General features: G+C 61.1%; 23 protein-coding genes. 5 read left to right on the top strand and 18 right to left on the bottom strand.

Annotated features, from left to right (window positions below; genetic code table 11):
• Positions 1–22: 22 nt before the first annotated feature.
• The 3 genes from R4P64_RS16235 to pafA are packed head-to-tail and all read right to left on the bottom strand — an operon-like array spanning position 23 to position 3,412.
• A complete protein-coding gene (locus R4P64_RS16235; protein WP_033231960.1) occupies positions 23–1,000 on the bottom strand; it encodes a helix-turn-helix transcriptional regulator in 978 nt (325 codons plus the stop codon).
• Positions 1,000–2,010 (bottom strand): helix-turn-helix transcriptional regulator, encoded by a 1,011-nt coding sequence (locus R4P64_RS16230; protein ID WP_033231959.1) that lies wholly within the window; start codon positions 2,008–2,010, stop codon positions 1,000–1,002. The genes R4P64_RS16235 and R4P64_RS16230 overlap by 1 nt, the downstream gene beginning before the upstream one ends.
• 43 nt (positions 2,011–2,053) lie before the next feature.
• Entirely contained in the window at positions 2,054–3,412 is a 1,359-nt protein-coding gene (gene pafA / locus R4P64_RS16225; protein ID WP_181317503.1) for a Pup--protein ligase, read from the bottom strand.
• A gap of 143 nt (positions 3,413–3,555) precedes the next feature.
• Between pafA and R4P64_RS16220 the strand changes: the two genes are divergently transcribed.
• The gene (locus tag R4P64_RS16220) at positions 3,556–4,977 is read left to right on the top strand and encodes a phosphatase PAP2 family protein (protein WP_317822074.1); all 1,422 of its coding nucleotides are present in this window, start codon (positions 3,556–3,558) and stop codon (positions 4,975–4,977) included.
• A 10-nt stretch (positions 4,978–4,987) separates the two neighbouring features.
• Here R4P64_RS16220 and prcA read toward each other — a convergent pair whose 3' ends face one another.
• The 4 genes from prcA to dop all read right to left on the bottom strand — a co-directional run bounded on the left by prcA (position 4,988) and on the right by dop (position 8,486).
• Complete coding sequence (prcA, locus tag R4P64_RS16215; RefSeq protein ID WP_116103385.1) at positions 4,988–5,776, bottom strand: proteasome subunit alpha; 789 nt, start codon at positions 5,774–5,776, stop codon at positions 4,988–4,990.
• Complete coding sequence (prcB, locus tag R4P64_RS16210; RefSeq protein ID WP_317821725.1) at positions 5,773–6,651, bottom strand: proteasome subunit beta; 879 nt, start codon at positions 6,649–6,651, stop codon at positions 5,773–5,775. The genes prcA and prcB overlap by 4 nt, the downstream gene beginning before the upstream one ends.
• Positions 6,648–6,842 carry a ubiquitin-like protein Pup gene (locus R4P64_RS16205; RefSeq protein WP_033231954.1) on the bottom strand — a complete coding sequence of 65 codons (195 nt, stop codon included), beginning with the start codon at positions 6,840–6,842 and terminating at the stop codon, positions 6,648–6,650. The genes prcB and R4P64_RS16205 overlap by 4 nt, the downstream gene beginning before the upstream one ends.
• A gap of 144 nt (positions 6,843–6,986) precedes the next feature.
• Positions 6,987–8,486 carry a depupylase/deamidase Dop gene (gene dop, locus R4P64_RS16200; protein WP_033231953.1) on the bottom strand — a complete coding sequence of 500 codons (1,500 nt, stop codon included), beginning with the start codon at positions 8,484–8,486 and terminating at the stop codon, positions 6,987–6,989.
• A gap of 57 nt (positions 8,487–8,543) precedes the next feature.
• Here dop and R4P64_RS16195 point away from each other — a divergent pair, with 57 nt between their 5' ends.
• A complete protein-coding gene (locus R4P64_RS16195) occupies positions 8,544–9,116 on the top strand; it encodes an NUDIX hydrolase (protein ID WP_033231952.1) in 573 nt (190 codons plus the stop codon).
• A gap of 169 nt (positions 9,117–9,285) precedes the next feature.
• Here the strand turns inward: R4P64_RS16195 and arc are convergent, their stop codons facing one another.
• Positions 9,286–11,061, bottom strand: a complete 1,776-nt coding sequence (gene arc / locus R4P64_RS16190) for a proteasome ATPase (protein ID WP_033231951.1) — start codon at positions 11,059–11,061, stop codon at positions 9,286–9,288.
• A 192-nt stretch (positions 11,062–11,253) separates the two neighbouring features.
• Between arc and R4P64_RS16185 the strand changes: the two genes are divergently transcribed.
• Entirely contained in the window at positions 11,254–11,772 is a 519-nt protein-coding gene (locus tag R4P64_RS16185) for a hypothetical protein (protein WP_172935570.1), read from the top strand.
• 71 nt (positions 11,773–11,843) lie between these two features.
• Here R4P64_RS16185 and R4P64_RS16180 read toward each other — a convergent pair whose 3' ends face one another.
• Positions 11,844–12,857 (bottom strand): tRNA (adenine-N1)-methyltransferase, encoded by a 1,014-nt coding sequence (locus tag R4P64_RS16180; RefSeq protein ID WP_317821720.1) that lies wholly within the window; start codon positions 12,855–12,857, stop codon positions 11,844–11,846.
• A gap of 87 nt (positions 12,858–12,944) precedes the next feature.
• Here R4P64_RS16180 and R4P64_RS16175 point away from each other — a divergent pair, with 87 nt between their 5' ends.
• Both R4P64_RS16175 and R4P64_RS16170 read left to right on the top strand, forming a co-directional pair.
• Positions 12,945–13,835, top strand: coding sequence for a RecB family exonuclease (locus R4P64_RS16175; protein ID WP_106939799.1), 891 nt, complete (start codon positions 12,945–12,947; stop codon positions 13,833–13,835).
• Entirely contained in the window at positions 13,835–14,644 is an 810-nt protein-coding gene (locus R4P64_RS16170; protein ID WP_317821718.1) for a thioesterase family protein, read from the top strand. The genes R4P64_RS16175 and R4P64_RS16170 overlap by 1 nt, the downstream gene beginning before the upstream one ends.
• A 208-nt stretch (positions 14,645–14,852) precedes the next feature.
• Here the strand turns inward: R4P64_RS16170 and R4P64_RS16165 are convergent, their stop codons facing one another.
• From R4P64_RS16165 to R4P64_RS16125, 9 genes are all read right to left on the bottom strand, one after another.
• Positions 14,853–15,440 carry an ATP/GTP-binding protein gene (locus R4P64_RS16165; RefSeq protein ID WP_317821716.1) on the bottom strand — a complete coding sequence of 196 codons (588 nt, stop codon included), beginning with the start codon at positions 15,438–15,440 and terminating at the stop codon, positions 14,853–14,855.
• Positions 15,421–15,795 carry a DUF742 domain-containing protein gene (locus tag R4P64_RS16160; RefSeq protein WP_033231947.1) on the bottom strand — a complete coding sequence of 125 codons (375 nt, stop codon included), beginning with the start codon at positions 15,793–15,795 and terminating at the stop codon, positions 15,421–15,423. The genes R4P64_RS16165 and R4P64_RS16160 overlap by 20 nt, the downstream gene beginning before the upstream one ends.
• Before the next feature lie 5 nt (positions 15,796–15,800).
• Complete coding sequence (locus R4P64_RS16155) at positions 15,801–16,217, bottom strand: roadblock/LC7 domain-containing protein (protein ID WP_033231946.1); 417 nt, start codon at positions 16,215–16,217, stop codon at positions 15,801–15,803.
• Positions 16,214–19,006 (bottom strand): ATP-binding protein, encoded by a 2,793-nt coding sequence (locus tag R4P64_RS16150; RefSeq protein ID WP_317821713.1) that lies wholly within the window; start codon positions 19,004–19,006, stop codon positions 16,214–16,216. Before R4P64_RS16150 ends, R4P64_RS16155 begins: the two co-directional genes overlap by 4 nt.
• 340 nt (positions 19,007–19,346) lie before the next feature.
• Entirely contained in the window at positions 19,347–20,141 is a 795-nt protein-coding gene (locus tag R4P64_RS16145) for an MHYT domain-containing protein (RefSeq protein WP_033231944.1), read from the bottom strand.
• Positions 20,142–21,135: 994 nt separating this feature from the next.
• Positions 21,136–21,987 carry an ATP phosphoribosyltransferase gene (gene hisG / locus R4P64_RS16140; RefSeq protein WP_033231943.1) on the bottom strand — a complete coding sequence of 284 codons (852 nt, stop codon included), beginning with the start codon at positions 21,985–21,987 and terminating at the stop codon, positions 21,136–21,138.
• A gap of 72 nt (positions 21,988–22,059) precedes the next feature.
• The gene (locus R4P64_RS16135; protein WP_003944933.1) at positions 22,060–22,323 is read right to left on the bottom strand and encodes a phosphoribosyl-ATP diphosphatase; all 264 of its coding nucleotides are present in this window, start codon (positions 22,321–22,323) and stop codon (positions 22,060–22,062) included.
• A gap of 58 nt (positions 22,324–22,381) precedes the next feature.
• Positions 22,382–23,296 (bottom strand): pseudouridine synthase, encoded by a 915-nt coding sequence (locus R4P64_RS16130; RefSeq protein WP_317821709.1) that lies wholly within the window; start codon positions 23,294–23,296, stop codon positions 22,382–22,384.
• Positions 23,297–23,300: 4 nt separating this feature from the next.
• Entirely contained in the window at positions 23,301–24,161 is an 861-nt protein-coding gene (locus tag R4P64_RS16125) for a rhodanese-related sulfurtransferase (protein ID WP_045067834.1), read from the bottom strand.

Raw genomic sequence — 24,161 nt, 5'->3', positions numbered from 1 at the left:
GCGCGGTTGCTGTGAAGCCCGCTCACGATCCGATCGTGTCGTAGGCGTCCAACGCCGTCACCGCCCGATTATGCACTTCGGCAACCAGTTCCGGCGGTGCAAGCACCCGAACACCCTCACCGAACCCGAGAACCAACCGTGCCATCCACTCGAGTGTCCCGAAACTCATTGTTGCCTCGACGGAACCGTCGTCGTTCACCTTCTGGACGTCCATCGGGTAGTAATCGAGCATCCAGACACAGTTCTGAGCTACGAACAATCGGGCTTCGGGCAGTGATCCGTCGCCACTGAACAATTCCAGACTGGAATCCTCGTCGAGCGCGTGCGGTGGCGGAGTGGACGGCTCGTCGAGTTCGATTGCCGCATCGATCCGATCGAATCGGAACAACCGCACACCCTCGGCCTGGCGGCACCAGCCCTGGAGATAGCTGAAATTGTCGACCAACACGATTCGCACTGGATCGACCACCCGCTCGGACACCGCGTCCCGCGAAGCCGAGTAGTAGGTCAGCTTCAGTGCGCGCCGATCAGCCAGCGCCGACCGGACCGTCGCCGTTACCGGATCTTCGGCGACGTCGTCTTCCGGTTCGGCCTCATGCCCGTTACCCGTGGCGCGCGCTGCCGCAGAACCTGCTGCCGCTTCGATCTTGGCAATTGCTCGTTGCGCCGCGGACGGATCGACCATGCCCGGCATCTCCACCAGCGAGCGCAACGCGATGAGCAACGCGGTCGCTTCGGTCGACGTCAACCGAAGGGGGCGGTCGATACCAGCGGAGAACGTGACGTCGATGCTCTCCTCGGAAAATGACAGGTCGATCAGATCGCCCGGGCCGTACCCGGGCAGCCCGCACACCCACAACTGATTGAGATCGTTCATCAACTGCGTTGTGCTGACACCGAGTTCGGCGGCAGCCTCCGCGGCGCTCATTCCAGGGTTCGCGATGAAAAACGGAACAAGATTCAGCAATCGAGCAAGCCTCGACGACAGGCGATTGTTCATCAGTGAGTTTCCTTCTGCTCGGCAATCTCCGAGCGTGCCGCAGCACCTTGAAGTTTGGTGATCACGTCAGCCCGCAGGTCCGGCGGATCAAGCACCAACGCATCTGCCCCGTGTCCGGCGATCAATCTGGCAGTCCACTCCCACGATCGAACCGGGATCGACAGAACGCTTCCCTCGCGTTCGGTCAGCGTCCGATCCGTCATCGACGACGCCAACCTGCGCAGCTCGTGTGCGCGGTTCGCCGCCACCCAGACAGTCGCGGTACCGGTCACGACACCGGATCCGGTTACTCGGTCCACAACCTCGCGAAGATCAAGACCCTCCGGTTTGTGCACCGCGCCGGCTGGGCCGAATTCGCGAACATCGTCACCGATGCGGGACAGGCGGAACGTGCGGACAGCGTCCCGATCGACATCATGACCGACCAGATACCACTTGCCGTTATGCGTGACCACGCCCCACGGCTCCACTGTCCGCTCGATGAACGGTTCGTTGAGCGCAGCACGATGCTGGAAATGAACGGCCCGGCCCGCGTCGACTGCGGCGAGCAGCTTCCCGAGAGCCGGTTCGGAACCACGTGAGCGAGCCGGAATCGCGGTAATCGGCGCGGCGGAAACATCCCCGTCGACCTGCACACCGGCAGCACGCAGTTTGAGCAAGGCACTCTGTGCTGCGGAAATCAGCTCCGGCGATTCCCACAGCTGCACGGCAACGGCAACGGCCGCCGACTCTTCGCTGGTCAAATCGACATCAGGAAGCTCATACGCATTGCGATTGATCCGATATCCCTCGACCGTCGAAAACCGCCCAGCCGGTCCCGTCTCCAACGGAACTCCGAGGTCACGAAGCTCGTTCTTGTCCCGCTCGAACATCCGAGAGAACGCCTCGTAGTTGGCGGAATCGCTGTAACCGGCTACTGAATCACGGATTTTCTCCGCAGTGAGGAACTGCCTGGTGGAGAGCAATGCAATCACCAAGTTCATCAACCGCTCGATTTTCGATGTCGCCACGCCGAAATCCTAGTGGCTCTGCGGTTGCCGACACGTCAGCGCACTACATCGACGCGATGAGTCGCTCAACTCTCTCGTCGACCGAACGGAACGGGTCCTTGCACAGGACTGTTCGCTGAGCTTGATCGTTGAGCTTGAGATGCACCCAGTCGACGGTGAAGTCACGCCCCGCGGCCTGCGCTGCAGTGATGAAATCGCCGCGAAGTTTCGCGCGTGTCGTCTGCGGTGGGTTGTCGACGGCGTCGTCGATCGTTTCGTCCTCCGTGACGCGCTTGACCAAGCCCTTCTTCTGCAACACGTCGAACACTCCGCGCCCACGCTTGATGTCGTGATACGCAAGATCGAGCTGCGCGATCTTCGGGTCCGACAGATCAAATCCGTGACGATCCTGGTAGCGCTGGAACAACTTACGCTTGATCACCCAGTCGATCTCGGTGTCGACCTTCGCAAAATCCTGGGCTTCGACGGCGTCGAGCATGCGGCCCCACAAATCGACAACTTGTTCTACCTGCGGATCCGGTTCGCGATTGCGCAGGTGCTCCACAGCCTTCGAGTGATACTCACGCTGGATGTCGAGAGCACTGGCCTGGCGGCCGCCGGCCAACCGGACCGGACGCTTTCCGGTGACGTCGTGGCTGACCTCTCGGATGGCACGAATCGGATTGTCGAGGGCGAAGTCGCGGAAGGAAACTCCAGCCTCGATCATCTCGAGCACCAAGGCGGCCGAGCCGACCTTCAGCATCGTGCTGGTCTCGGCCATGTTGGAGTCGCCCACGATGACGTGCAGGCGACGGTACTTCTCGGCGTCGGCATGAGGTTCGTCGCGGGTGTTGATGATCGGACGCGAACGTGTGGTGGCCGACGAAACGCCTTCCCAGATGTGCTCGGCACGCTGGGAAAGGCAGAACGTGGCTGCCTTCGGCGTCTGCAGAACCTTCCCGGCTCCGCAGATCAATTGACGCGTCACGAGGAACGGCAACAGCACGTCGGAGATGCGGGAGAACTCGCCAGCTCGCGCGACCAGGAAGTTCTCGTGGCAACCGTACGAGTTTCCGGCGGAGTCGGTGTTGTTCTTGAAGAGGTAGATGTCGCCACCGATTCCCTCTTCTGCCAACCGCTCTTCCGCATCGATGAGCAGTTCCTCGAGAACTCGCTCACCGGCCCGGTCGTGGTTGACCAGTTGGATGAGGCTGTCGCACTCGGCGGTTGCGTACTCCGGATGAGAACCAACATCCAAGTACAGGCGCGCTCCGTTGCGGAGGAAGACGTTGGAACTACGACCCCACGACACGACACGACGGAAGAGGTAACGAGCAACCTCGTCGGGGCTCAGTCGCCTGTGCCCGTGAAAGGTGCAGGTAACGCCGAATTCCGTCTCGATACCCATGATTCGTCTCTGCACACTTCGACAGTACAACCAGAATGCCCGCTTCACCCGTGTTGACGAACTCCCGTGGCGTCACGACTCGACAACATCTGGAGTCGGCATAGTGTGGCGGGGTGAGCTACCTGCACCGAAAACTTGTCCGAACCGACGTCAAATGGATGGAAAGCACTGGCGCACTGAAGCCTTCCACGCTCGATTCCGTGATGCGGCGGCTCTCGCGGGCAGCCAACCACGGGTTCCTGTGGATGGCTATCGCCGGTGTCCTCGCGCTGATCGGCGGACAACCGCGCCGCGCGGCTGCCCGCGGAATGCTCGCATTGGCCGGATCGAGCGCACTGGCTAACGGTGTGTTGAAACCGCTTTTTCCCCGTCGGCGCCCACCTGTTCGCGCGTGGATCAACCCGAAGCGCGGAGTCGAGTTCCCGACGTCCTCGTCGTTCCCGTCCGGTCACAGCGCCTCCGCAGCCGCATTCACCACGGCAGTGGCAATGGAATCACCCGCAACCGGCGTAGTACTCGCTCCACTGGCCGCGGCCGTCGCCTATTCACGCGTGCACAACGGGGTCCACTGGCCTTCGGACGTGTTCGCCGGAATAGCCGTCGGAGGTGCCGTGGCAGCGGGAACGCGCAGGTGGTGGGCAGTACGCGACGAAGAACCCGCGGATCTTGGTCCAGAGTGTGTGGTACCTGCGCTGCCTGGAGGCGACGGACTGGTTGTCTTCACCAATCCCGGATCCGGCAGCGAAGACGACGGCATCGTGGATACGATCCGGGAAGCCCTGCCCGCAGCAGTCATTATCGAATTCAACCCGGACATAGATTTCGACAAGCAGATCGAAGCAAAGCTTCGTGAGTCGAAACCACGAGCGGTAGGTGTGTGCGGCGGCGACGGCACCGTCGTCACGGTCGCAGACGCGGCAACACGACACAATCTTCCGCTCGCAGTTTTCCCAGGTGGAACCCTCAACCACTTTGCCCGCGACGTCGGTGTCGCGGACGTCGCGGAAACGGTGACGGCGGTCGAGTCCGGACAAGCAGCGTTTGTCGATCATGCCGTGGTGACAACCGATACCGGGGTTACCGCTCGTTTTCTCAACACAGCCAGTCTGGGCGGCTATCCGGATGCGGTACGGCTACGTGAAAAGTGGGAACCGCGATTCGGCAAGTGGCCGGCGGCCGCCGCGGCGATGATCCGCGTGCTAGCCGCCGCAGAGCCGATGAGTGTCACCATCGACGGCGCCAAGGCCAGTATCTGGATGCTCTTCGTCGGAAACGGCCGGTACTCCCCCGGCGACCAGGTCCCGATGTCGCGGCCCGAACTCAACCGTGGGCTGCTCGATGTCCGGTACTTGCGAGCCGACCGGAAATTCTCCCGCGCCCGGTTGCTGTTTGCCGCTGCCACAGGAACATTGGGCAGCTCACCGGTCTACATCCACTCCCTGGCGCCGACGCTCTCGGTTCAGGTGAATGCTGAGTCTGTAGCGATTGCCACCGACGGTGAAGTCGTGGCAGACGCGCGCCGGTTCGATTTCAGCACCGAACCGGCCGCGGTTGCCGTCTACAGAATTTCGAAGGACTGAAAAACAGTTGCTATTGGGGTGCGTCGCCGTTTGACGGCGGCGCATCCTCAGTCTTCTCAGCCTTACTCTGTGGCGCTGCTGCCGATGGCAGCATGGCTTCGAGTGCTGCTCCCGAGATTCGCTTGAACGCACGGCGCGGACGGTTGTTGTCGAGAACTGCAACTTCCAGTGCCTCGACGGTCAGCACCCGGGGCTCGGCCTCGGTTGTTCCGACGGGCGCCGGCCCGCCCTTCTGCAAGGCCCCGACCGCGATACGTATAGCGGACTCAAGATCGAGGTCTCGCTGGTACGACTCGCGCATCGCAGTCACGATGGGCTCTGTGGTGCCGCCCATGACCACAAATTCCTGCTCGTCGGCAATCGAACCGTCGTATGTGATCCGATACAGCTGAGCCGGCGTGTTGCTACCGAAGCGGCCGATTTCCGCAACGCAGATCTCGACCTCGTACGGTTTGGGTTGCTCGGTGAAAATTGTGCCCAGAGTCTGGGCGTACGCATTGGCGAGCGAACGGCCTGTGACGTCACGACGGTCGTACGAGTACCCACGCATATCCGCGTGCACAATGCCCGCACGACGGAGATTTTCGAATTCGTTGTACTTGCCGACGGCCGCAAAACCGAGACGGTCGTACAACTCACTGACCTTGTGCAACGCCGTCGACGGATTCTCCGCGACAAACACCACACCGTCGCGATACGTCAGTACGACGACGCTTCGTCCACGGGCAATTCCTTTGCGCGCCAATTCCGAACGATCGCGCATGATCTGTTCGGCTGATGCGTAATACGGCATCGTCATAGCGCAGAACCCCCTTCCGGATTACCGAGCGCCGTACGCGCCGCAACAATGTCCCTGGCGATTTCGGCCGCCCGCTCCGTGGACAGTTCCAAGGCTCCTGCTGCGGTGATCGTGACTGCGGTCGGATAAATTCCGCGCGTAACATCCGGTCCACCAGTCGCCGAATCGTCGTCGGCGGCGTCGTACAGAGCCTCTACCGCCAAACGAAGCGCAGTGGCCTCGTCGATGCCCGGTGAATACAACTTCTTGAGCGCCGACTTCGCGAACAATGATCCCGATCCGACAGCGTGATAGCCGGCACGTTCCTCGTACCGCCCACCCACCACGTCGTACGAGACGATGCGACCCGCCGTCGTAGGGTCGACGGCGTCCACGTCGTAGCCGACCAGCAGCGGTACAACTGCGAGTCCCTGCATTGCGGCGCCGAGATTGCCACGCACCATCGACGACAGACGATTTGCCTTGCCGTCGAACGTGAGTGAAACGCCTTCGATCTTCTCGTAATGCTCGAGTTCAACCGCGAACAGGCGCACCAGTTCGATCGCGATGCCGGCGGTCCCGGCAATCCCCGCAGCCGAGTAGTCGTCCGTGATGTACACCTTCTGCACGTCACGGCTGGCGATAAGATTGCCCATGGTCGCCCGGCGATCGCCGGCAAGCAACACGCCACCGGCGTAACTGATCGCGACGATGGTGGTCCCGTGCGGAGCAACATCACCCCCGCCCATGGTTACACCTCCCCTGTCAGCGAATCGGTTCTGCGGAAGATGCTCCGGTGCGTGCACTCGAAGATATTCCGAGAATGACGACAGATTGGAGCCGAAGCTCAACCGTGTGTCCCCGTCGGTTATCCGGGGCGCGCGATCCACCGTCACTGGCCGCCCTTCTGCACGTAAGCGCGGACGAAGTCCTCGGCGTTCTCTTCCAGCACGTCGTCGATTTCGTCGAGTAGGTCGTCGGTTTCTGCAGCGAGCTTCTCGCGACGTTCCTGGCCGGCACTACCGTCGCCGCCAGTGGTGTCGTCGTCTTCGCCGCCACCGGCACGCTGCGTCTGTTCTTGAGCCATCGCCGTCGACCTCCTTGTGTGAAGGGAGCTCTCACGAGCATCCTGTTCTGCCCAGCAGTCTCGGTTACTGATCCGCTCGGACCTTTACCCTACCGAGCGACACCGTCACGCGCCGGGAGACTCGGCCGCGATTCGGCACCAAAATCAATGTGTCAGCTGATCCACCAACTCCGCAGCGCTGTCGACGGAGTCGAGCAGAGCACCCACATGAGCCTTACTGCCGCGCAGTGGTTCCAGGGTCGGTATCCGGATCAGCGATTCACCACCGAGGTCGAATATCACCGAATCCCAGCTGGCAGCAGCAATATCGCCACCGAATCGCCGTAGGCATTCACCACGGAAATACGCACGCGTATCGGTGGGCGGATTGGACACCGCGTCGAGCACCTGTTGCTCGGTGACCAGTCGTTCCATCGATCCGCGAGCAACCAATCGGTTGTACAAACCCTTGTCCAAACGGACATCGGAATACTGCAAATCGACCAAATGCAGGCGCGGAGCCGACCACGCGAGACCTTCGCGGTTGCGGAAACCTTCGAGCAGGCGCAGCTTTGCCGGCCAGTCCAGGATGTGTGCGCAGTCCATCGGATCGCGTTCGAGAAGATCGAGAACCATGGCCCACTTGGACACGATGTCGTCGGCGCGCGCATCCCGATCAGTTTCCCGATCGAGGAACTTCGCGACGCGTTCGAGGTAAATACGTTGCAGCGCAAGCCCAGTCAACTCGCGCCCGTCGGACAAGGCGACGGTCTTGCGCAGGGTCGGATCATGGCTGATGTGGTGAACCGCGGTGACGGGGCGCGCCAACTGCAGATCCGTCAGGTCGACGCCCGCTTCGATCAGATCGAGAACCAGCGCCGTGGTCCCCACCTTGAGGTACGTGGACATCTCCGCAAGGTTCGCGTCACCGATAATGACGTGCAGACGGCGGTACTTGTCCGCGTCGGCGTGCGGTTCGTCGCGGGTGTTGATGATTCCGCGTTTGAGAGTCGTCTCCAGCCCGACCTCGACCTCGATGTAATCGGCTCGCTGCGACAGCTGGAAACCTGCCTCGTCCCCGGACTGGCCGATGCCCACGCGACCGGAACCGCAAATGACCTGGCGTGACGCGAAGAAGGGCGTCAAACCGGCAACGATGTCCGTGAACGGGGTCGCCCGGGAGCACAGGTAGTTCTCGTGGGTGCCGTACGAGGCACCCTTGCCGTCGACGTTGTTCTTGTACAACTGCAGGCGCGGCGCGCCGGGAACACTCGAGGCGTGGCGAGCAGCTGCTTCCATGACCCGCTCACCGGCCTTGTCCCAGATCACCGCGTCGAGTGGATCGGCCACTTCAGGTGCCGAATACTCGGGATGTGCGTGATCGACGTACAAGCGGGCACCGTTGGTGAGAATCATATTTGCCGCACCGATTTCGTCGGCGTCGATCACCGGAGCCGGCCCGCTGAGTCGCCCTAGGTCGAACCCACGGGCGTCACGCAGGGGCGATTCCACCTCATAGTCCCAGCGTGTACGCCTCGCTCGGGGTACACCCGCGGCGGCGGCGTACGCCAGTACCGCCTGGGTTGATGTGAGTATCGGATTCGCCGAAGGCTCACTGGGTGAAGATATTCCGTACTCGACCTCGACACCGATAATCCGCTGCATACGTTCGAGACTATGCGATCGAGCGTCAGTACTTGCAGTGGTGGCACAGTAGGAGGAATGCAGCATCCACCTGACACCGACACAAAACGATCAGATGAGGTTGTTGCGGTGTACGATCAGTTCGGTAAACCGATCGGCCAGGCGCCTCGCAGCCTTGTCTATCGAGACGGACTCTGGCACGCCAGTTCAGGAGTTCTCGTGCGCTCCACGGACGGCGAGCGCGTGTACGTTCATCGCCGAACTACAAGCAAAGCGGTCTTCGGTGGCCATCACGACTGCATCGCCGGCGGCGTCGTCGACCCCGGTGAATCACCACTCGACACGGCTGTGCGTGAAGTCGGTGAAGAACTCGGAATCTTCGGCACCGAGGACACTCCACTTGCGCTGACGGAAATCGCCAGAATCTCCTGGGACGGAGAATGGGGCGGTCACGCATTGCGATGTCATTTGTTTGCCTTCGAGCTCCGCTACGACGGTCCCGTCATCCATCAACCGAGCGAAATTTCCGACGGAGGGTGGTGGACCCTGGCTGAGCTCGACGCGCATCTGAAGGACCCGTCGTGGCCCTTCGTCCCCGATACCCGGGTGTTGTTGGCCGACTACCGATGGAGCCAACTCAGCAGCGAATGATCGGGACAGATTCGGGTTGGGCGTGCGTACCGGCACACAACCAGCACTGCAATGTCGCATCTGGCCATTTTCGACGCGGTTGTGTGCAGTCAGTATCGAGTTGGCATGCGCTCGAATACAGATCGGGCCGGCACTCTTGCGAGTGCCGGCCCGATTCTGCTGCGGCGTCCTACAGGTACTGGCCCGTGTTGGACTCGGTGTCGATAGCGCGGCTGGCACTGGCGTTCTTGCCGGTGACAAGGGTGCGAATGTAGACGATCCGCTCACCCTTCTTACCCGAAATACGGGCCCAGTCATCAGGATTGGTGGTGTTCGGCAGGTCTTCGTTCTCGGCGAACTCGTCAACGATCGAATCGAAGAGATGCTGAACCCGCAATCCCGGTGCACCGGTATCGAGTACCGATTTGATGGCGTACTTCTTCGCCCGGTCGACGATGTTCTGGATCATGGCACCGGAGTTGAAGTCCTTGAAGAACAGGACTTCCTTGTCACCGTTTGCGTAGGTGACTTCGAGGAAACGGTTCTCCTCGCTCTCCGCGTACATGCGATCCACAACGCGAACGATCATCGCCTTGAGGCATGCTGCGCGATCGCCACCGAACTCGGCGAGGTCGTCGGCATTGATCGGCAGACCGTCGACCAGGTACTTCGAGAAGATGTCCTGCGCGGATTCGGCGTCGGGACGCTCGATCTTGATCTTCACGTCCAGACGGCCCGGCCGCAGAATGGCAGGGTCGATCATGTCCTCGCGGTTGGACGCACCAATCACGATGACGTTCTCTAGGCCTTCCACTCCGTCGATCTCACTGAGCAACTGCGGAACCACTGTCGTTTCCACATCCGAGGAGACTCCTGAACCGCGGGTACGGAAAATGGAGTCCATCTCGTCGAAGAACACGATGACCGGGGTGCCTTCGGACGCCTTTTCGCGGGCCCGCTGGAAAATCATCCGAATGTGGCGTTCGGTTTCGCCGACGAACTTGTTCAGAAGCTCGGGGCCCTTGATGTTGAGGAAGTAGGACTTTGCGTCCTTGCTGTCCTGCCCGCGGGCTTCGGCGATCTTCTTCGCCAACGAATTGGCGACTGCCTTCGCGATCAGGGTCTTACCGCAACCGGGCGGACCGTAAAGCAGTACACCCTTCGGTGGACGCAGTGAGTACTCGTGGAACAGGTCCTTGTGCAGGAAGGGCAGTTCGACGGCGTCCCGGATCTGTTCGATCTGCCGACCGAGGCCACCGATGTCGTCGTAGTGCACGTCCGGCACCTCTTCGAGGACCAGATCTTCGACCTCGGCCTTGGGAATACGCTCGAACGCATAACCGGCTTTGGCGTCGACCAGCAGGGAGTCGCCCGGGCGCAGCTTCCTGGTCGGGGAATCGGCGTCATAGGCGATGATGTCGGCCTGGGGATCGGCGAACACCGCTGCCAGGGGCGCAGCGAGCCACACGATTCGCTCTTCGTCGGCGTGCCCGACTACCAGCGCCCGCAAGCCGTCGTCGAGTACCTCACGCAGAGTGCTGATTTCGCCGACCTGCTCGTAACCACCGGCTTCCACGATGGTGAGGGCCTCGTTGAGCCGCACGGTCTGACCCTGAGTGAGCGTGTCGGTGTCGATATTCGGTGAACACGTCAGTCGCATTTTGCGGCCGGACGTGAAAACGTCCACCGTTTTGTCTTCGTGAACTGCGAGCAGCACGCCGTAGCCACTCGGCGGCTGACCGAGTCTGTCGACCTCTTCGCGTAAAGCGATCAGTTGTTGACGGGCCTCCTTGAGAGTGTCCATCAACTTGCCGTTTCGGATTGCGAGCGAGTCAAGTTTCGACTCCAACTCCCGCACCTGCTCCGGCGACTGTGCGAGTTGACGCCGCAGAACCTGCAATTCCACTCGTAACGCGTGAAGCTCTTCTGCTGCCGCAACCGAATCCGGGTTCTCTGTCGAGCTCATATGCGTCTCCTCCCAGTGCGATAGATCAACGCTACCGGCATCGCGGCCCAAGTGTCGCCAGACACGGTGCGCGAGTTCGATTTCACAGCCGCGACTGCCACACCGAGACCGCTCCTGAACCAAAAGTAAGCCATGTTAGCCTTGCCTACAATGCCGAGACAGTGCCTGTCTCCCCCAACGAAAGGTCACGCTGTGATCATCCGCAAGACACTCGTCAGCGCCTGTGCCGTCGCCGCTGTCCTCGCTCTCGGAGCCTGCAGCTCGGACGACAGCTCCGATTCGTCGGCCACGTCCACCTCTGTTGCCGCTACGTCGAGCGCTTCTGCCGCCTCGAGTGCAACGACGTCCGCAGCCGCGGCCGCAGCAACTCCGACGGCAGACGAGCTGAATGCACAGCTGGTTGCGCTTATCGATCCGGCCAAGCCGATCGCCGAGAAGACCGCCCTTGTGGTCGACGGAACGAACCGTCAGGCCAACATCGAGACCATGGGTACCGCTCTGGGTGGCAACCCGGCGTACAAGATCACCTTCACCGTCGAGAACGTCAAGGTCGACGGCGAGACGGCCACCGCCGACGTTGCAGTGGTGAGCCCGCACGGCGCGATGCCTGCCGCTCCGTGGACGTGGGAACTCGAAGACGGCACCTGGAAGCTGTCCGACACCTCCGCATGCGTGCTCCTGGAAATGGGCCGCGCTTCCTGCGCTGGATAATTTCTCCGCAAACAAAACGAGCGGCGATCCGATTTTTTCGGATCGCCGCTCGTTTTGTTTGGAGGCAGTGGCTACTTGGCGGCAGTGTTCGAGCCCTTGCCGGCGCGGCGCTGAGGCTTCGGGGTCACAGTGCCCTCGGCCAGACGACGCGCACTGATCAGGAACGCGGTGTGCCCCTGCATGCGGTGCTCGGGACGAACGGCCAATCCGACGACGTGCCAGCCGCGGACGATGGATTCCCACGAGCGCGGCTCGGTCCAGCATTCCTGCTCACGCATCGCCTCGACCACCTTGGACAGCTGCGTCACCGTCGCGACGTACACGATCAGAACGCCGCCGGGAACCAATGCCCTCGACACGGCGGGCAGAACATCCCACGGCGCGAGCATGTCGAGAACCACCCGGTCGACCTTGCCGCCGTGCGCTTCCGGATCGAACTCCGCGAGATCCGCGATCGTCAGTTCCCAGTTCGGCGGACGCTCACCGAAGAACGTCTCGACGTTGCGAACCGCGTGTTCGGCATGATCGTCGCGCACCTCGTACGAGATGACCTTGCCTTCGGGTCCGACCGCACGAAGCAGTGAACACGTCAACGCGCCGGAACCGGCGCCTGCCTCGAGTACCCGGGCACCCGGAAACACGTCGCCCTCGTGGACGATCTGCGCCGCGTCCTTGGGGTAGATAACCTGCGCGCCTCGTGGCATCGACAGCACGTAGTCGACGAGCAGTGGACGCAAGGCGAGGTACGGCGTCCCGTTGACGGACTTGACGACGCTGCCCTCGTCCGCGCCGATGAGGTCGTTGTGCACGATCCCACCCTTGTGGGTGTGGTACTCGCGGTTGGCCTCGAGCACGATCGTGTAGTGCCGTCCCTTGCCGTCGGTCAGCTGGACGCGGTCGCCGACACGGAACGGCCCGGAGGGGCGCTTACCGGGTGCTGTTTCCTCGGCCTCTGCAACGACCTCGGCTACTGCCTGGTCGTCTGCTGCAGCTACTACAGCGTCGAGTTCCGGTTCGGTGACAGCAGACTGCGCAACCTCATCCAACTCGGTCGTGATTTCTTCGGGTTGCGTATCGTTCACCATGCGTGAGTAATCCCTGTTCGTTTTGCTCCGGCGTCCTCGCCACCGGCCCCGACGGAGTTGTCGGGCCAAGCGTCTAGCCTGCCAGGTGTGAGCTCTGTAGAACTGCCAGCCCCCTCGTTAGCGGGTGGAACATCACACGATCGCCCGCGTAGTCGGCCGGCGCTGTCGCCTTCTCGTGCGGGTGACTACAAACAGTGTCCGCTGCTCTATCGGTTCAGAGCCATCGATCGAATCCCGGAAACACCGACAAGAGCACAGGTCAGAGGCACTGTTGTCCATGCTGCCCTGGAAGCGTTGTTTGCGCTACCCACCGGTCAACGGGTTCCGGATCGAGCTGCGGAGTTGGTTCGCCCCGCTTGGGAGCGGGTGAGCGCCGACTCCCCCGACGCGGCCGAGTTGATTCCCGACGAGGACCTCGACGGTTTTCTCTCCGAAGTGGGCAAGCTGGTTCAGACGTATTACAGCCTCGAGGATCCGACGCGGTTCGACGCACAAGCCTGCGAGGTGTACGTCGAGACCGAACTCGAGAACGGCGTTCGACTTCGCGGATTTGTCGATCGCATCGACGTCGCCCCCACCGGCGAAGTGCGCGTCGTCGATTACAAGACCGGCAAGGCCCCGCGAGAATTCACGGAGTCCAAAGCGCTGTTCCAGATGAAGTTCTACGCACTGGTCCTACTGCGTACTCGCAAGATCGTGCCGGCTCAACTCAAGCTGATCTACCTGGCGTCGGGATCGATCCTCACGTACACCCCCGATCACGACGAACTGGTGCGTTTCGAGCGGACATTGTCCGCTATCTGGAAGGCAATCCTGGCGGCAGGTGCAACGGGAGACTTCCGACCCAAGCCTGGCAAACTGTGCGACTGGTGCGATCACAAGGCCCTCTGCCCCTCGTTCGGCGGCACACCGCCGCCATATCCTGGGTGGCCGGACTTGCGGGACGCAGAAGTTGTTGCGGCAAAGGAGAATACGTAATGGCAGACACTTCGTACTACCAGTTCTTGGGCAATACCGCGGAAGGCCACGAACGCTTCGCGACTACGCAGGCAACGGTCAGTATCTGGGGTCCGACGCTCCAACACGGCGCTCCCCCGTCGGCACTGTTGGTGCGTGCACTCGAGCGCTGTGGCGCCCGCGAGGGAACTCGTCTGACTCGGGTGGTCGTGGAGATTCTCGGGCCGATCCCGATCGCGGACATCGAGGTTCGCTCGTGGATCGAACGACCCGGTCGCAGAATCGAATTGATCGTCGCCGAATTGTGGGCAACCGCGCCCGACGGATCGTCACGGGCCGTGGCACGTGGTACGGCGTGGCGCATGGAAACCGCAGACACCACCGACGTTCTCCACGTGGTCGATCCACCGCTGGAACCGCGCGAAACCGGCACGCCGGGTGTACTGGGTGGCATGTGGAACATCGGCTATCTCGAGACGCTCGATTGGTCGTGGATTGCCGAAATTGGTTGCGAGGGAACAGGAAAGGTGTGGGCACGGCCGAAGCCCGTATTGGTCGAGGGTGAAGAGATGACAGCCCTGGAGAGGCTGTTTGCGATTGCCGACATCTCCAACGGCGTCGGAGCGAAACTCGACCCCGCGCACTGGACGTTCCTGAACACCGATCTGACGGTGCACATCTTCCGGGTTCCCGAGGGCGAATGGGTCGGGGTTTCCGCGGAAACCACCACCGGACCCGATGGCGTCGGAATGTGCGCCGGAGTGCTCTACGACGAGCAGGGTGCAGTCGGGCGCATCGCCCAGACCTTGCAGATTCGTGCCCGCTCCTGATTGCCGAAGGCGAGACAGCAGCGCGTCGACTATCTACGCCGGTCGACTTCGACGGCCACACAAATTAGGGGACCGACGACGCCGGCAAAACGCCAACTGCAACATCGACACTTACACATCGATCATACATGTAAACATTGCGATGTGGTAACCAACTGGTCAGTAACCTCTGACGCCGGTCACTCCGTTCGGGAGCGATAGCGCAAAGTTAAGCGGGCGCAGTGGCAGCAAGACGTGCGAGCGAGTATTCAGTGACGGTGATCAATGCCTGCACCGCGGACGCGCGGTCGCGGGCATCAATCTCGATCATGGGGATTTGGTCGGATAACGCCAGCGCCTGACGAAGATCGTGTGCCGAGTGAATCGGGGCTCCGTCGAAACGGTTGACTGCCACGATGAACGGCAATCCGCGGGCTTCGAAGAAGTCGACCGCGGCAAAGCTGTCTTCGAGGCGGCGTGTGTCGATGAGGATGACAGCTCCGATGGCGCCGGTGATCAGGTCGTCCCACATGAACCAGAAACGCCGCTGTCCCGGTGTGCCGAACAGATAGAGAACCAGGTCGTCGGCCAGCGTGATGCGTCCGAAATCCATTGCGACAGTTGTAGTGCTCTTGTTCGGTGTCGCGCCGAGGTGATCGATGCCGTCACTGGCGTCGGTCACCATTGCTTCCGTGCGCAGGGGGACGATTTCGGAGACCGTCCCGACAAGCGTGGTCTTTCCGACGCCGAATCCTCCGGCAACTACTATTTTTGTCGATGTGACGCGAGATGGCGCGTCAGAGTGCCCGAAGTCCACGGAGGGTCCTTTCGATCAGGTCGAGGCGTTCGACCGCAGTCGCATCGCTTCGCAGAGTGGCTTGCACTTCCAATGCCCCGGCAACAACAAGATCTGCGACCAGGACCCGAGCCACCCCGATCGGAACCCCGAGGTATGCCCCGATTTCCGCGATCGAGATTCGCTGCCCGCAGAGAGCGACAATCGACGCGCGAATGTCCTCGGGTGCAAGGCTTTTTGCGATGGCGTCCTCTACCGTTGCGACGATCGCTTCGAGCGGAAGGTCGATGGACGGCTTCGTCCTGCCTTCGGTGAGTGCGTACGGTCGAACGAGACTCGGTTCAGGATCAACGTGCTCGGAGTGATGATGTGGCATCGAGTTCACATATCCCGACCTGATCTGGGAGCGATGTCCATGGTTGTTCCGACGCGATCGACCAGGGTTGCCATTTCGTAACCGATCTGACCGATGTCACATCCCGCGACGGCAAGTGCAGCGAGGTAGGCGCCGCTACCGACGCCCATGAGGAGGAGATACCCGTTCTCCATCTCGACCACCGATTGCAGAACGGCACCGCCGTCGAACAACCGTGATGCACCGGCGGAGAGGCTGGCGAGTCCCGAAGTCACAGCGGCCAATTGATCAGCTCGATCGAGCGGAAGGTGGGTGCTCGCAGCACTCAACAATCCGTCGGCCGAGACGATGATCGCGTGGCTCACTCCCGGCACGTCTCGGGCGAAACCCGACACCAACCAGTCGAGTGCGCGAGGAGTTTCTGGGGCTCCGACAGTACTCACTGTTCTCCTTCGTCTTCCTGCACATGCGTGGTCGAGTGCAGGGATGTGGTGTTCTCACTGTTAGCGTGCCGCCGTCCGCGGCTGACGCCGGATTGGTAGTCGCTCCATCCCCGTCTGATGTTCTCCGGCTCGGTGCTCTGACGGTGGGATCCGGAACGGAAAGTGGCAGTAGTGGTTCCAACCGTTCCGGGAACCAACCGCGCACCGCGGTCCCTCATCGGGAGACCCGAATCGGAGATCCTGGTGACGGGCATGTCCGTTGACGCGCGGGCAGCAACCCAACCCTCGTCTGCTTCGGTTGTCCAGATGATTCCGCTTGCGGCACTGGAGTTGTCGTCTGTGGGATCGACCAGCCACTCGGACACCATCCGGGCAAAGATCGGGGATGCAATCGGTGGAGTCTCGGAGGTAGCGTCGGGAGCATCCGCGCCGAATACACCCACACGCGGCGGTGTCGAATCGCGCGGGCGGGAGGAGAAGAACGCCGCCGTGTTCGTCGGATTGGGGGCGCCGAACAGGTGCCTCGGCGCAGGTTTTCGGTCGGCGGACACGCTGGTATCCGGTTGAGTGGCAGTAGTTTCCGGGTCGGCTGGCGTTGTAGCTGCCGGTTCGGTGGCGAGGGTGCTACCAATGCCGGGTACCCCACTGTTCCCTGGAGTGCGGCGAGGAAGCGTATTCCCCGCGGGAAGCGCACTGGCGTGCGGCTGTGAAACGACTGCAGCGGGAGCGCCTGAAACAGGTGGCGGCAAGGTGACCGCACTGATGTTTCGAGGTTGGCTGTTTCGAGGTTGGCGCTGCGGCAGCCCGCTCGCTGATACTGCCGGTGCATCAGCCGCCGGACTTTCGGGGCGATCGACAGGCACCGGCGAAGCTGCGCGGACCGGAGCAACACGCGGCGCCATCGGCGTTCGAACCACATTGTCGCGTGGTGCGTCGAGCAGTGCCACCGGCAAGTGAACCATGGCGGTAATGCCACTGTGTTCGGATGTGCTGCCAGACGGGCGTAGACGCACTGAAATATTGTATCGACGGCTGATACGACTGATGACAAAAAGTCCCATGTGGCGGGCGGTATCTGGGCTCATCTCGCCTCCCGAAGACAGGCGCCTATTGGCATCGAGTAGTTCGGCCGACGACATTCCGATACCGAGATCGGCAATCTCCACCAGCACGGAACCGTCGTTCGTGCGTGCGGCGTCGATCGTCACCGTTGTTTCGGGCGGCGAGTAGCGCAGAGCATTATCGAGGAGTTCGGTGATGAGGTGCACGACATCTGCACTGGCCTGGCCACTGACAACAGCAGACAGAATCTGTCCGAGTTCGACACGCAGATAGTCTTCGACTCCGGAAACCGAAGCGCGTAGAGCGTCGGCAAGAGCGATCGGTGAGGTTCGTACGCGTCGCCCTTCGGTGCCGGACAGGATCAGGAGATTGTCGCTGTTGCGTCGCATTCGGGCGGCAATGTGGTCGAGACGAAAGAGATTCTCGAGGCGATTCGGGTCGTCTTCGTCTTGTTCAAGTTGCTCGATGAGACCGAGTTGCTGTTCGACGAGGGACTTGTTGCGGCGGGAGAGCGTTTCGAACATGTCGTTGACCTGGCGACGGAGTGTTGCCTGCTCGCCGGCCAAAGTGATGGCCTGCCCGTGCATGTCGTCTACAGCGCGTGCGAGTTGCCCGATTTCCTCGTGGGTGTCAACAGGTACTCGAGGTACTTCGAGGTCGCTTACCTTCTCGCCGGCGCGGATTCTTTCGATCGCCTCGGGTAGTCCCCGTCGCGCTGCGTGGAGAGCGGCGAATCTCAGGCGTCGGATGGGTTCGACCAGCGAGCGGCTGATGATCAGCGCGAGAACAAGGGCTGCGAGGACAGCGCCGAGAACGAGCGCGGTGTCTCGAAGGGCGGCGGATCGGGCTGAGTTGGCTTCGGTGCCCACTGTCGCGGCGAACTTGCTTGATGCCGCGTTGGCCAACGTGTCGTAATGATCACGACTTGTCTGCAGCCCGACGTCGATCTGGCTGCTCAGCGGGGACGTCGATGCTGTGGCACCGATTTCGTCGACGCGCCCCTGTGCGGACGTGCGAAGTGCGTTCACAGCGGCGACGGTATTCAGAGAGCTCTCCGATTCATCGCGCGGGAGCACTACACCGCGCAGGGCCGCGAGTTCTGCGCCCGCAACGCCAACCAAAGCGGTTCGAGCTTGCTGATCGAGGCGCCCGGAACCGAACAGAATGCGCTGGTCGGCGAATGCTCGACGAGCTGACCACAAGGCAGAGAACTCGCCTCCACTCTGACGCATGACCGGCTGCGGGGAATCGCGCATGATGTCGGCGAATATGGTCCAGATGTCGATGGATGCTTCGTTGACGCGGGTGACCAGTCGAGCGGGTGCGACTGCGCCGGCGGAAACTTCGTCGATGATCGACTGGCTGTTCTCCAGAGCGCGGGTGACCTGGTCACCGATTGCCCCGTCAGTGTGGAACATTCGACCGGCCGCGGCGAACTCTGCCATGGCCGCTGTCGTTGCTGCCGTGGCGGTCTCGAGTTCGGTGCCGGAGGAGGACGCGACTGCAAGGTCGTCGAGCGCCTCTTCGAGCCGGAGAGCCGCGGGGGAAGCAAGCACGCGTTCCGAGGACGACGTCAGTTTTGCAGCAGTGGAAAGCTCGCCCTGGATCCGAAGTGCGCCGAGCAGGATGGCAACGAGCATCGGAACTGCAAAGACGGCGACAACCTTCCAACCTAGGCGCCATTCGCCGATCGACCACCACGAGGTTGTGTGTGCATCGTGTTTCATGCGGACCAATGCCTCTTCGCGTCTGCTATTAAAGTCTGTCAACCCCCCGATCAGGGAATCGCCCGAGCTCCTTCGACTACGTGCAATCGAAGGAAAGCGATTGAACGGTAACAGAATGATCTTTATCGCATTGCGCCGATAGTCCCTATTGTCCAGATTTTTTGTCTGCTATGTAGGTTTTATGTCCATTTTCAAGGCACGACGATAGGGATCAGCGGGCGACGCCGACATTGAGATTGAAATCAACCTCATGTCAGCACCGCCCGACTAAAGATGGATGAGGCCAGAAAAGTCACATCCGAAAATCTGTTCGGCGAGGCCCTGACCTGAATCCTTCGGTTCAGTCTCTCACTGCAAATTCCCGCGCTTCCGATGCCAATTCATCGGCCGCGGAATCCATATGTGCGGTCACAGGATCCGGAGCGGTCAAGACTGCCACAATCGGAATAGCCAGTGCCAAGAGACCGAGCACGAAGACGGGAAACAGAAACGAGAACACCTCGAGACCCTCGGGAGTAGTTGCCGACGGATCGTGAACAACTTCTACAGCGGCCATTCCCGTGTAGTGCATGCTGACTACTGCAACGCCCATGATCACGCCGGCGAATAAACGCAGCACCGTGGATTCCACAATCATCGTGAACCACAACGCAACGGTGCCGGCAACGACGGCAATCAGGAGCGAGAGTGCGACAAAGTACACGTCGTAGTGGATCTCGCCCTGAAAGCGCAAGGCGCGCATACCTGTGTAGTGCATGACATTGACCGCGACGCCCATGACGAGGCCACCGGCGAGGAGTCGACTCAACCGGAACTCGGTGCCGATGATCACCAATCCGACGAAAACCGCGGTCACGGAAATCAGTGCCGAGACCACTGTCCACATCAGGCTGTATCGAATGGGGCTTCCCGGCACGGAGAACCCGAGCATCGCGATGAAGTGCATCAACCAGATGGCGACACCACCGATCGACAGTGCAGCCATGAACAACCAGCGCATCCGCGATTCGCGGGTCGTGGCATTCATGGAATGACGCGTGCACGCCAAGCCGATAACCGATCCGGCGACGGAAACAACGAAGGCGAGTGCGAGCAGCCAGATTCCCATCGAGAAGTGGTGCATTTCATCCGACATGCCAGATCCTTAGGATTGTTGTTGACACTTTCAATTGATGCACTCTCTCACAGAGATTTCAGGTGGCAGCAGTACCACTACCAGACGAGGCGCAGCGTGCAGGACAATCACGATGTGCTGATTCGATAAACGATTTTCGAAGAAACGAGCAATACCGATGCCGCTTCGTGACGACTTCGAGCCCACGCGGACAAATTGCGGCGAATTCGCCCGATACTCGTGGACTCAATGCTCGAATGCTTCAGTGTGATTGGCACCACATTCCGTTGTGGCTATCGAATTCCAATTTCTGCACGTATATCGAATCGTCCCGAAGGCTATTACTCACGCCCGATTCTCCTCAACTGAAACGAAAAGCAACGACCATTTGTGATAACGACCGCCGCCATGATGGTGCGGCTAATTCGAACGACGGAAGAGAATTGGGGATGACCACGATAGAGACTGCGTCCACACGCCCACCACATCTATCGGACGCTCGAACATGACATTGGCCAATTCGATCCTTGCTTCTCAACCCTTCCATCAAGATCTTGAATTGCGTTCAGCCCCATAGCGATTCGACGCCGATCATTGGTCTGGTTGGTCACATCCGGCACTGGGTGGCCGTGACTACAGACCGGATGGCCGTTAGACAGCCACCGATCGACCCGGCAACACGTCAAGTCTCGAACAGTGGGCGATGCAGACTCTCGGCGACCTCCGGATTCGAGTGGCGTTACCGCCTGCTCCACATCGCAAGCCTAGGATTGCGGGTCGAGTCGGATACGCCCAATGGCGACAAGACCCGTCGCCCGGCCGCGCGACGCGACAACGCACTGCATGCTTGTTGTAAGACCATTCTCGTAGACAAGATGGACGCTCTCAGTTTGCTGCGTTGAATGACCTGACACACATAGGCGCTACAGACGAGGGCGGTATGCGTCCAGGCGATACAGATTCGCGCCCGTTCCCGATGTTCCGGAACGGGCGCGAATACACGAGAACTAACTGATCAGAACGCGCGTACCGAACGAATGTTGGACGCAAGAATGGCCCGGGCGCCAAGTTCAGCGAGAGCATCCATTACCTGGTTGTGTCCCTTGATGGGAACCATGGCGCGCACGGCGACCCATTCCGGATCGGCCAGCGGAGACAGAGTCGGAGATTCCATGCCCGGCGTCATCTTGATTGCTTCGTCGAGAATGCCGCGCGGGCAGTCGTAGTCGATCATCAGGTTCTGCTGAGCGAACACGATTCCGCGAACACGCTCGATCAACTGGTTACGGGCCGCGTCGTCCTGCGGGGCGCCGGTGCGCTCGATCAGGACACCTTCCGAGTCGCACAGAGAATCGCCGAAGGCAACAAGGTTGTGCTGACGCAGAGTGCGGCCGGAACCGACCACGTCGGCGATGGCGTCGGCGACACCGAGCTGGATCGAGATCTCCACGGCGCCGTCGAGGCGGATAACGGAAGCGTCGATGCCGCGAGCGGCGAGGTCACTGCGAACCAGGTTCGGGTACGACGTCGCAATACGGAGGCCGGCAAGATCTTCGACGGTCCAGTCCTTGCCGGCAGGTGCGGCGTAACGGAAGGACGAGCGGCCGAAACCGAGCGCCAAACGCTCCGAAACCGGTGCACCGGAATCTCCGGCGAGGTCACGACCGGTGATGCCCAGATCGAGTTCACCCGATCCGACGTAGATGGCAATGTCCTTGGGGCGCAGGAAGAAGAACTCGACCTGGTTGGAGGGGTCCAGAACAGTCAGGTCGCGGGAATCGGTGCGACGACGGTAGCCCGCTTCGCTGAGGATTTCGGCGGCGGACTCGGACAGCGAACCCTTGTTGGGAACTGCGACGCGCAACATCAGTGAACGTCCTTTCGGAAGGTGTGGTCAGACGTGGGAAAAGGGAACCGGAATTGTCGGGTCAGATCCTCTTCACAGATGTCGGTACACGTCTTCGAGGGTCAGCCCGCGGCCGACCATCAACACCTGAGTCCAGTACAAGAGCTGAGAAATTTCTTCGGCTAGCTGCTCATCGCTCTGGTACTCCGCAGCGATCCACACTTCACCGGCTTCCTCGATGACCTTTTTGCCCTGTGCGTGAACACCGGCATCGAGGGCGGCGACGGTGCCGGACCCCTCGGGACGGGTGGCAGCACGCTCGGTCAACTCGGCGAACAAGGATTCGAAGGTCTTCACGGGTAGCTATTCTTTCACGAGTGCGGAACGGATTTTCACAGGCCTACAGGCTGGCCCGTCACAAGCCCTGATCGAGAGCGCGTGTGCTGACGAACCGGCGAGTGTGGCCGGTGATCGGGTCCGGGTATTCCAGTGCCCGGGCGAGGAGTCGCAACGGTGTGGAGAAGTCGCCAGGTACCGCCGGACGGTAGTGCGGGTAGTAGTTGTCACCGAGGATGGGAATGCCCATCGAGTTCAGATGCAGTCGTAGTTGGTGGGTGCGCCCGGTTTTCGGGAACAGCCGGTATCGACCGAGCGTGCTACCAGCAGAATCAGTGAGTAGCTCGACCAACTCGACTCGGGTTTCACTGTTCGGTTCGCCCTCGACTTCGGTGGCGGTCATCTCCCCGTGCACCTTGTTGATCCGGCTACGGACGATGCGTGGAAACGTCAATTCCGGATCGAATCCCGCGATGGCTTCGTACTCCTTGACGATCTTCTGCTCCGCGAAGAGTTCCTGATAAGGCCGTCGCAGGTCCGGAGTCACGGTGAACACGATGACACCGGCGGTCATGCGGTCCAGTCGATGTACCGGCGCCAGATCAGGGAGATGAAGGTCACGACGTAGACGGACGACCGCGCTTTCGACGATGTGCGCGCCGCGCGGGATGGTCGCGAGGAAGTGCGGTTTGTCGATGACCAGGATCTGCTCGTCGCGGTACAGGATCTCGATCTCGTGCGGGACCGGGATTTCGGGTGGTGGTTCGCGGTAGAAGTAGACGAAGCGGGTGGGCTGATACGGAGTCTCGCTCGAAATGATCCGCCCGTGCTCGTCGACGACGTCACCAGCAGAGACAAGGGCGTTCCACAGCTCATGCTCGCCGGGAAACTCACCGACTAGAAACTCGAGGACGGTACCTGCGTCGGACTCCCGGGGCATCCGCAACCGATCCGGCCCGAGCCCGTCTCGGATCGGCAGCGGAGCCTTTGGCACGTCTCTAGACCTGTTCGAGATCGGGTGAGCAACTCTCGCACAGCAATTCGAGGGTGCGTCCGTCGCCGTCGATTCTGTTGCGGAAGCGTGGCGTCGGCGTTCCACAGTCGACACACACACCGAGAACCTTTGCCTCGGGCGAGAATTCGATGTTCATCCGCTTGTCGAAGACGTACAACGATCCGTCCCACAGGCCCTTGTCGCCGAACGTCTCGCCGTAACGCACGATCCCGCCGTCGAGTTGGTACACCTCACCGAAACCGCGTGAGCGCATCAACGACGACAACACTTCGCAGCGCACTCCCCCAGTGCAATAGGTGACCACTGCCTTGTCCTTGAGGTGGTCGTACTTGCCGCTGTCGAGTTCGCTGACAAAGTCCCGTGTTGTCGTCACGTCCGGAACAACGGCGTCGCGGAAGCGTCCGATTTCGGCCTCGAAGGCATTACGGCCGTCGAAGAAGACAACGTCGTCACCGCGGTTGTCGACCAGTTCGTGCAGTTCCTTCGGCGCCAGGTGGACGCCGCCGCCCACCACACCTTTGGCATCGACCTCGAGTTCGTCGGGCGCACCGAAAGTCACGATTTCGCTGCGCACCTTGACGGACAGGCGCGGGAAATCGTTGCCGAGTCCGTCCGACCACTTGATGTCGGCCATGCGGAACGGTTCGTACCCGCGGGTGCCACGCACATATCGCTTGACGTCCTCGATATCGCCGCCCACCGTCGCGTTGATTCCGTGCTGCGAGATCAGGATTCGGCCGGTCAGATTGTTCGACTCAGCGAGGCTGTGCTGCCACAACCTGATCGCTTCGGGATCGGCCAACGGCGTGAACTGGTAGAACAGAACAATTTTCGGAATGGACAC

Origin of the sequence: Rhodococcus sp. IEGM 1366 (assembly GCF_033142425.1) — a bacterium.
Classification (GTDB): domain Bacteria; phylum Actinomycetota; class Actinomycetes; order Mycobacteriales; family Mycobacteriaceae; genus Rhodococcus_F; species Rhodococcus_F globerula.
The sequence above is the reverse complement of the archived record's forward strand: the minus strand, read 5'-3'. Positions and strand labels throughout refer to the sequence as shown.

Bases quoted from the DNA above. Each gene is read 5' to 3' on its own strand.
- arc (WP_033231951.1), bottom strand. From the start codon at position 11,061: ATGAGCTCGACAGAGAACCCGGATTCGGTTGCGGCAGCAGAAGAGCTT.
- R4P64_RS16195 (WP_033231952.1), top strand. From the start codon at position 8,544: ATGCAGCATCCACCTGACACCGACACAAAACGATCAGATGAGGTTGTT.
- R4P64_RS16235 (WP_033231960.1), bottom strand. From the start codon at position 1,000: ATGAACAATCGCCTGTCGTCGAGGCTTGCTCGATTGCTGAATCTTGTT.
- R4P64_RS16170 (WP_317821718.1), top strand. From the start codon at position 13,835: ATGGCAGACACTTCGTACTACCAGTTCTTGGGCAATACCGCGGAAGGC.
- R4P64_RS16180 (WP_317821720.1), bottom strand. From the start codon at position 12,857: ATGGTGAACGATACGCAACCCGAAGAAATCACGACCGAGTTGGATGAG.
- R4P64_RS16220 (WP_317822074.1), top strand. From the start codon at position 3,556: ATGGAAAGCACTGGCGCACTGAAGCCTTCCACGCTCGATTCCGTGATG.
- R4P64_RS16150 (WP_317821713.1), bottom strand. From the start codon at position 19,006: ATGAAACACGATGCACACACAACCTCGTGGTGGTCGATCGGCGAATGG.
- hisG (WP_033231943.1), bottom strand. From the start codon at position 21,987: ATGTTGCGCGTCGCAGTTCCCAACAAGGGTTCGCTGTCCGAGTCCGCC.
- prcA (WP_116103385.1), bottom strand. From the start codon at position 5,776: ATGACGATGCCGTATTACGCATCAGCCGAACAGATCATGCGCGATCGT.
- R4P64_RS16205 (WP_033231954.1), bottom strand. From the start codon at position 6,842: ATGGCTCAAGAACAGACGCAGCGTGCCGGTGGCGGCGAAGACGACGAC.
- dop (WP_033231953.1), bottom strand. From the start codon at position 8,486: ATGCAGCGGATTATCGGTGTCGAGGTCGAGTACGGAATATCTTCACCC.
- R4P64_RS16145 (WP_033231944.1), bottom strand. From the start codon at position 20,141: ATGTCGGATGAAATGCACCACTTCTCGATGGGAATCTGGCTGCTCGCA.
- R4P64_RS16160 (WP_033231947.1), bottom strand. From the start codon at position 15,795: ATGCCACATCATCACTCCGAGCACGTTGATCCTGAACCGAGTCTCGTT.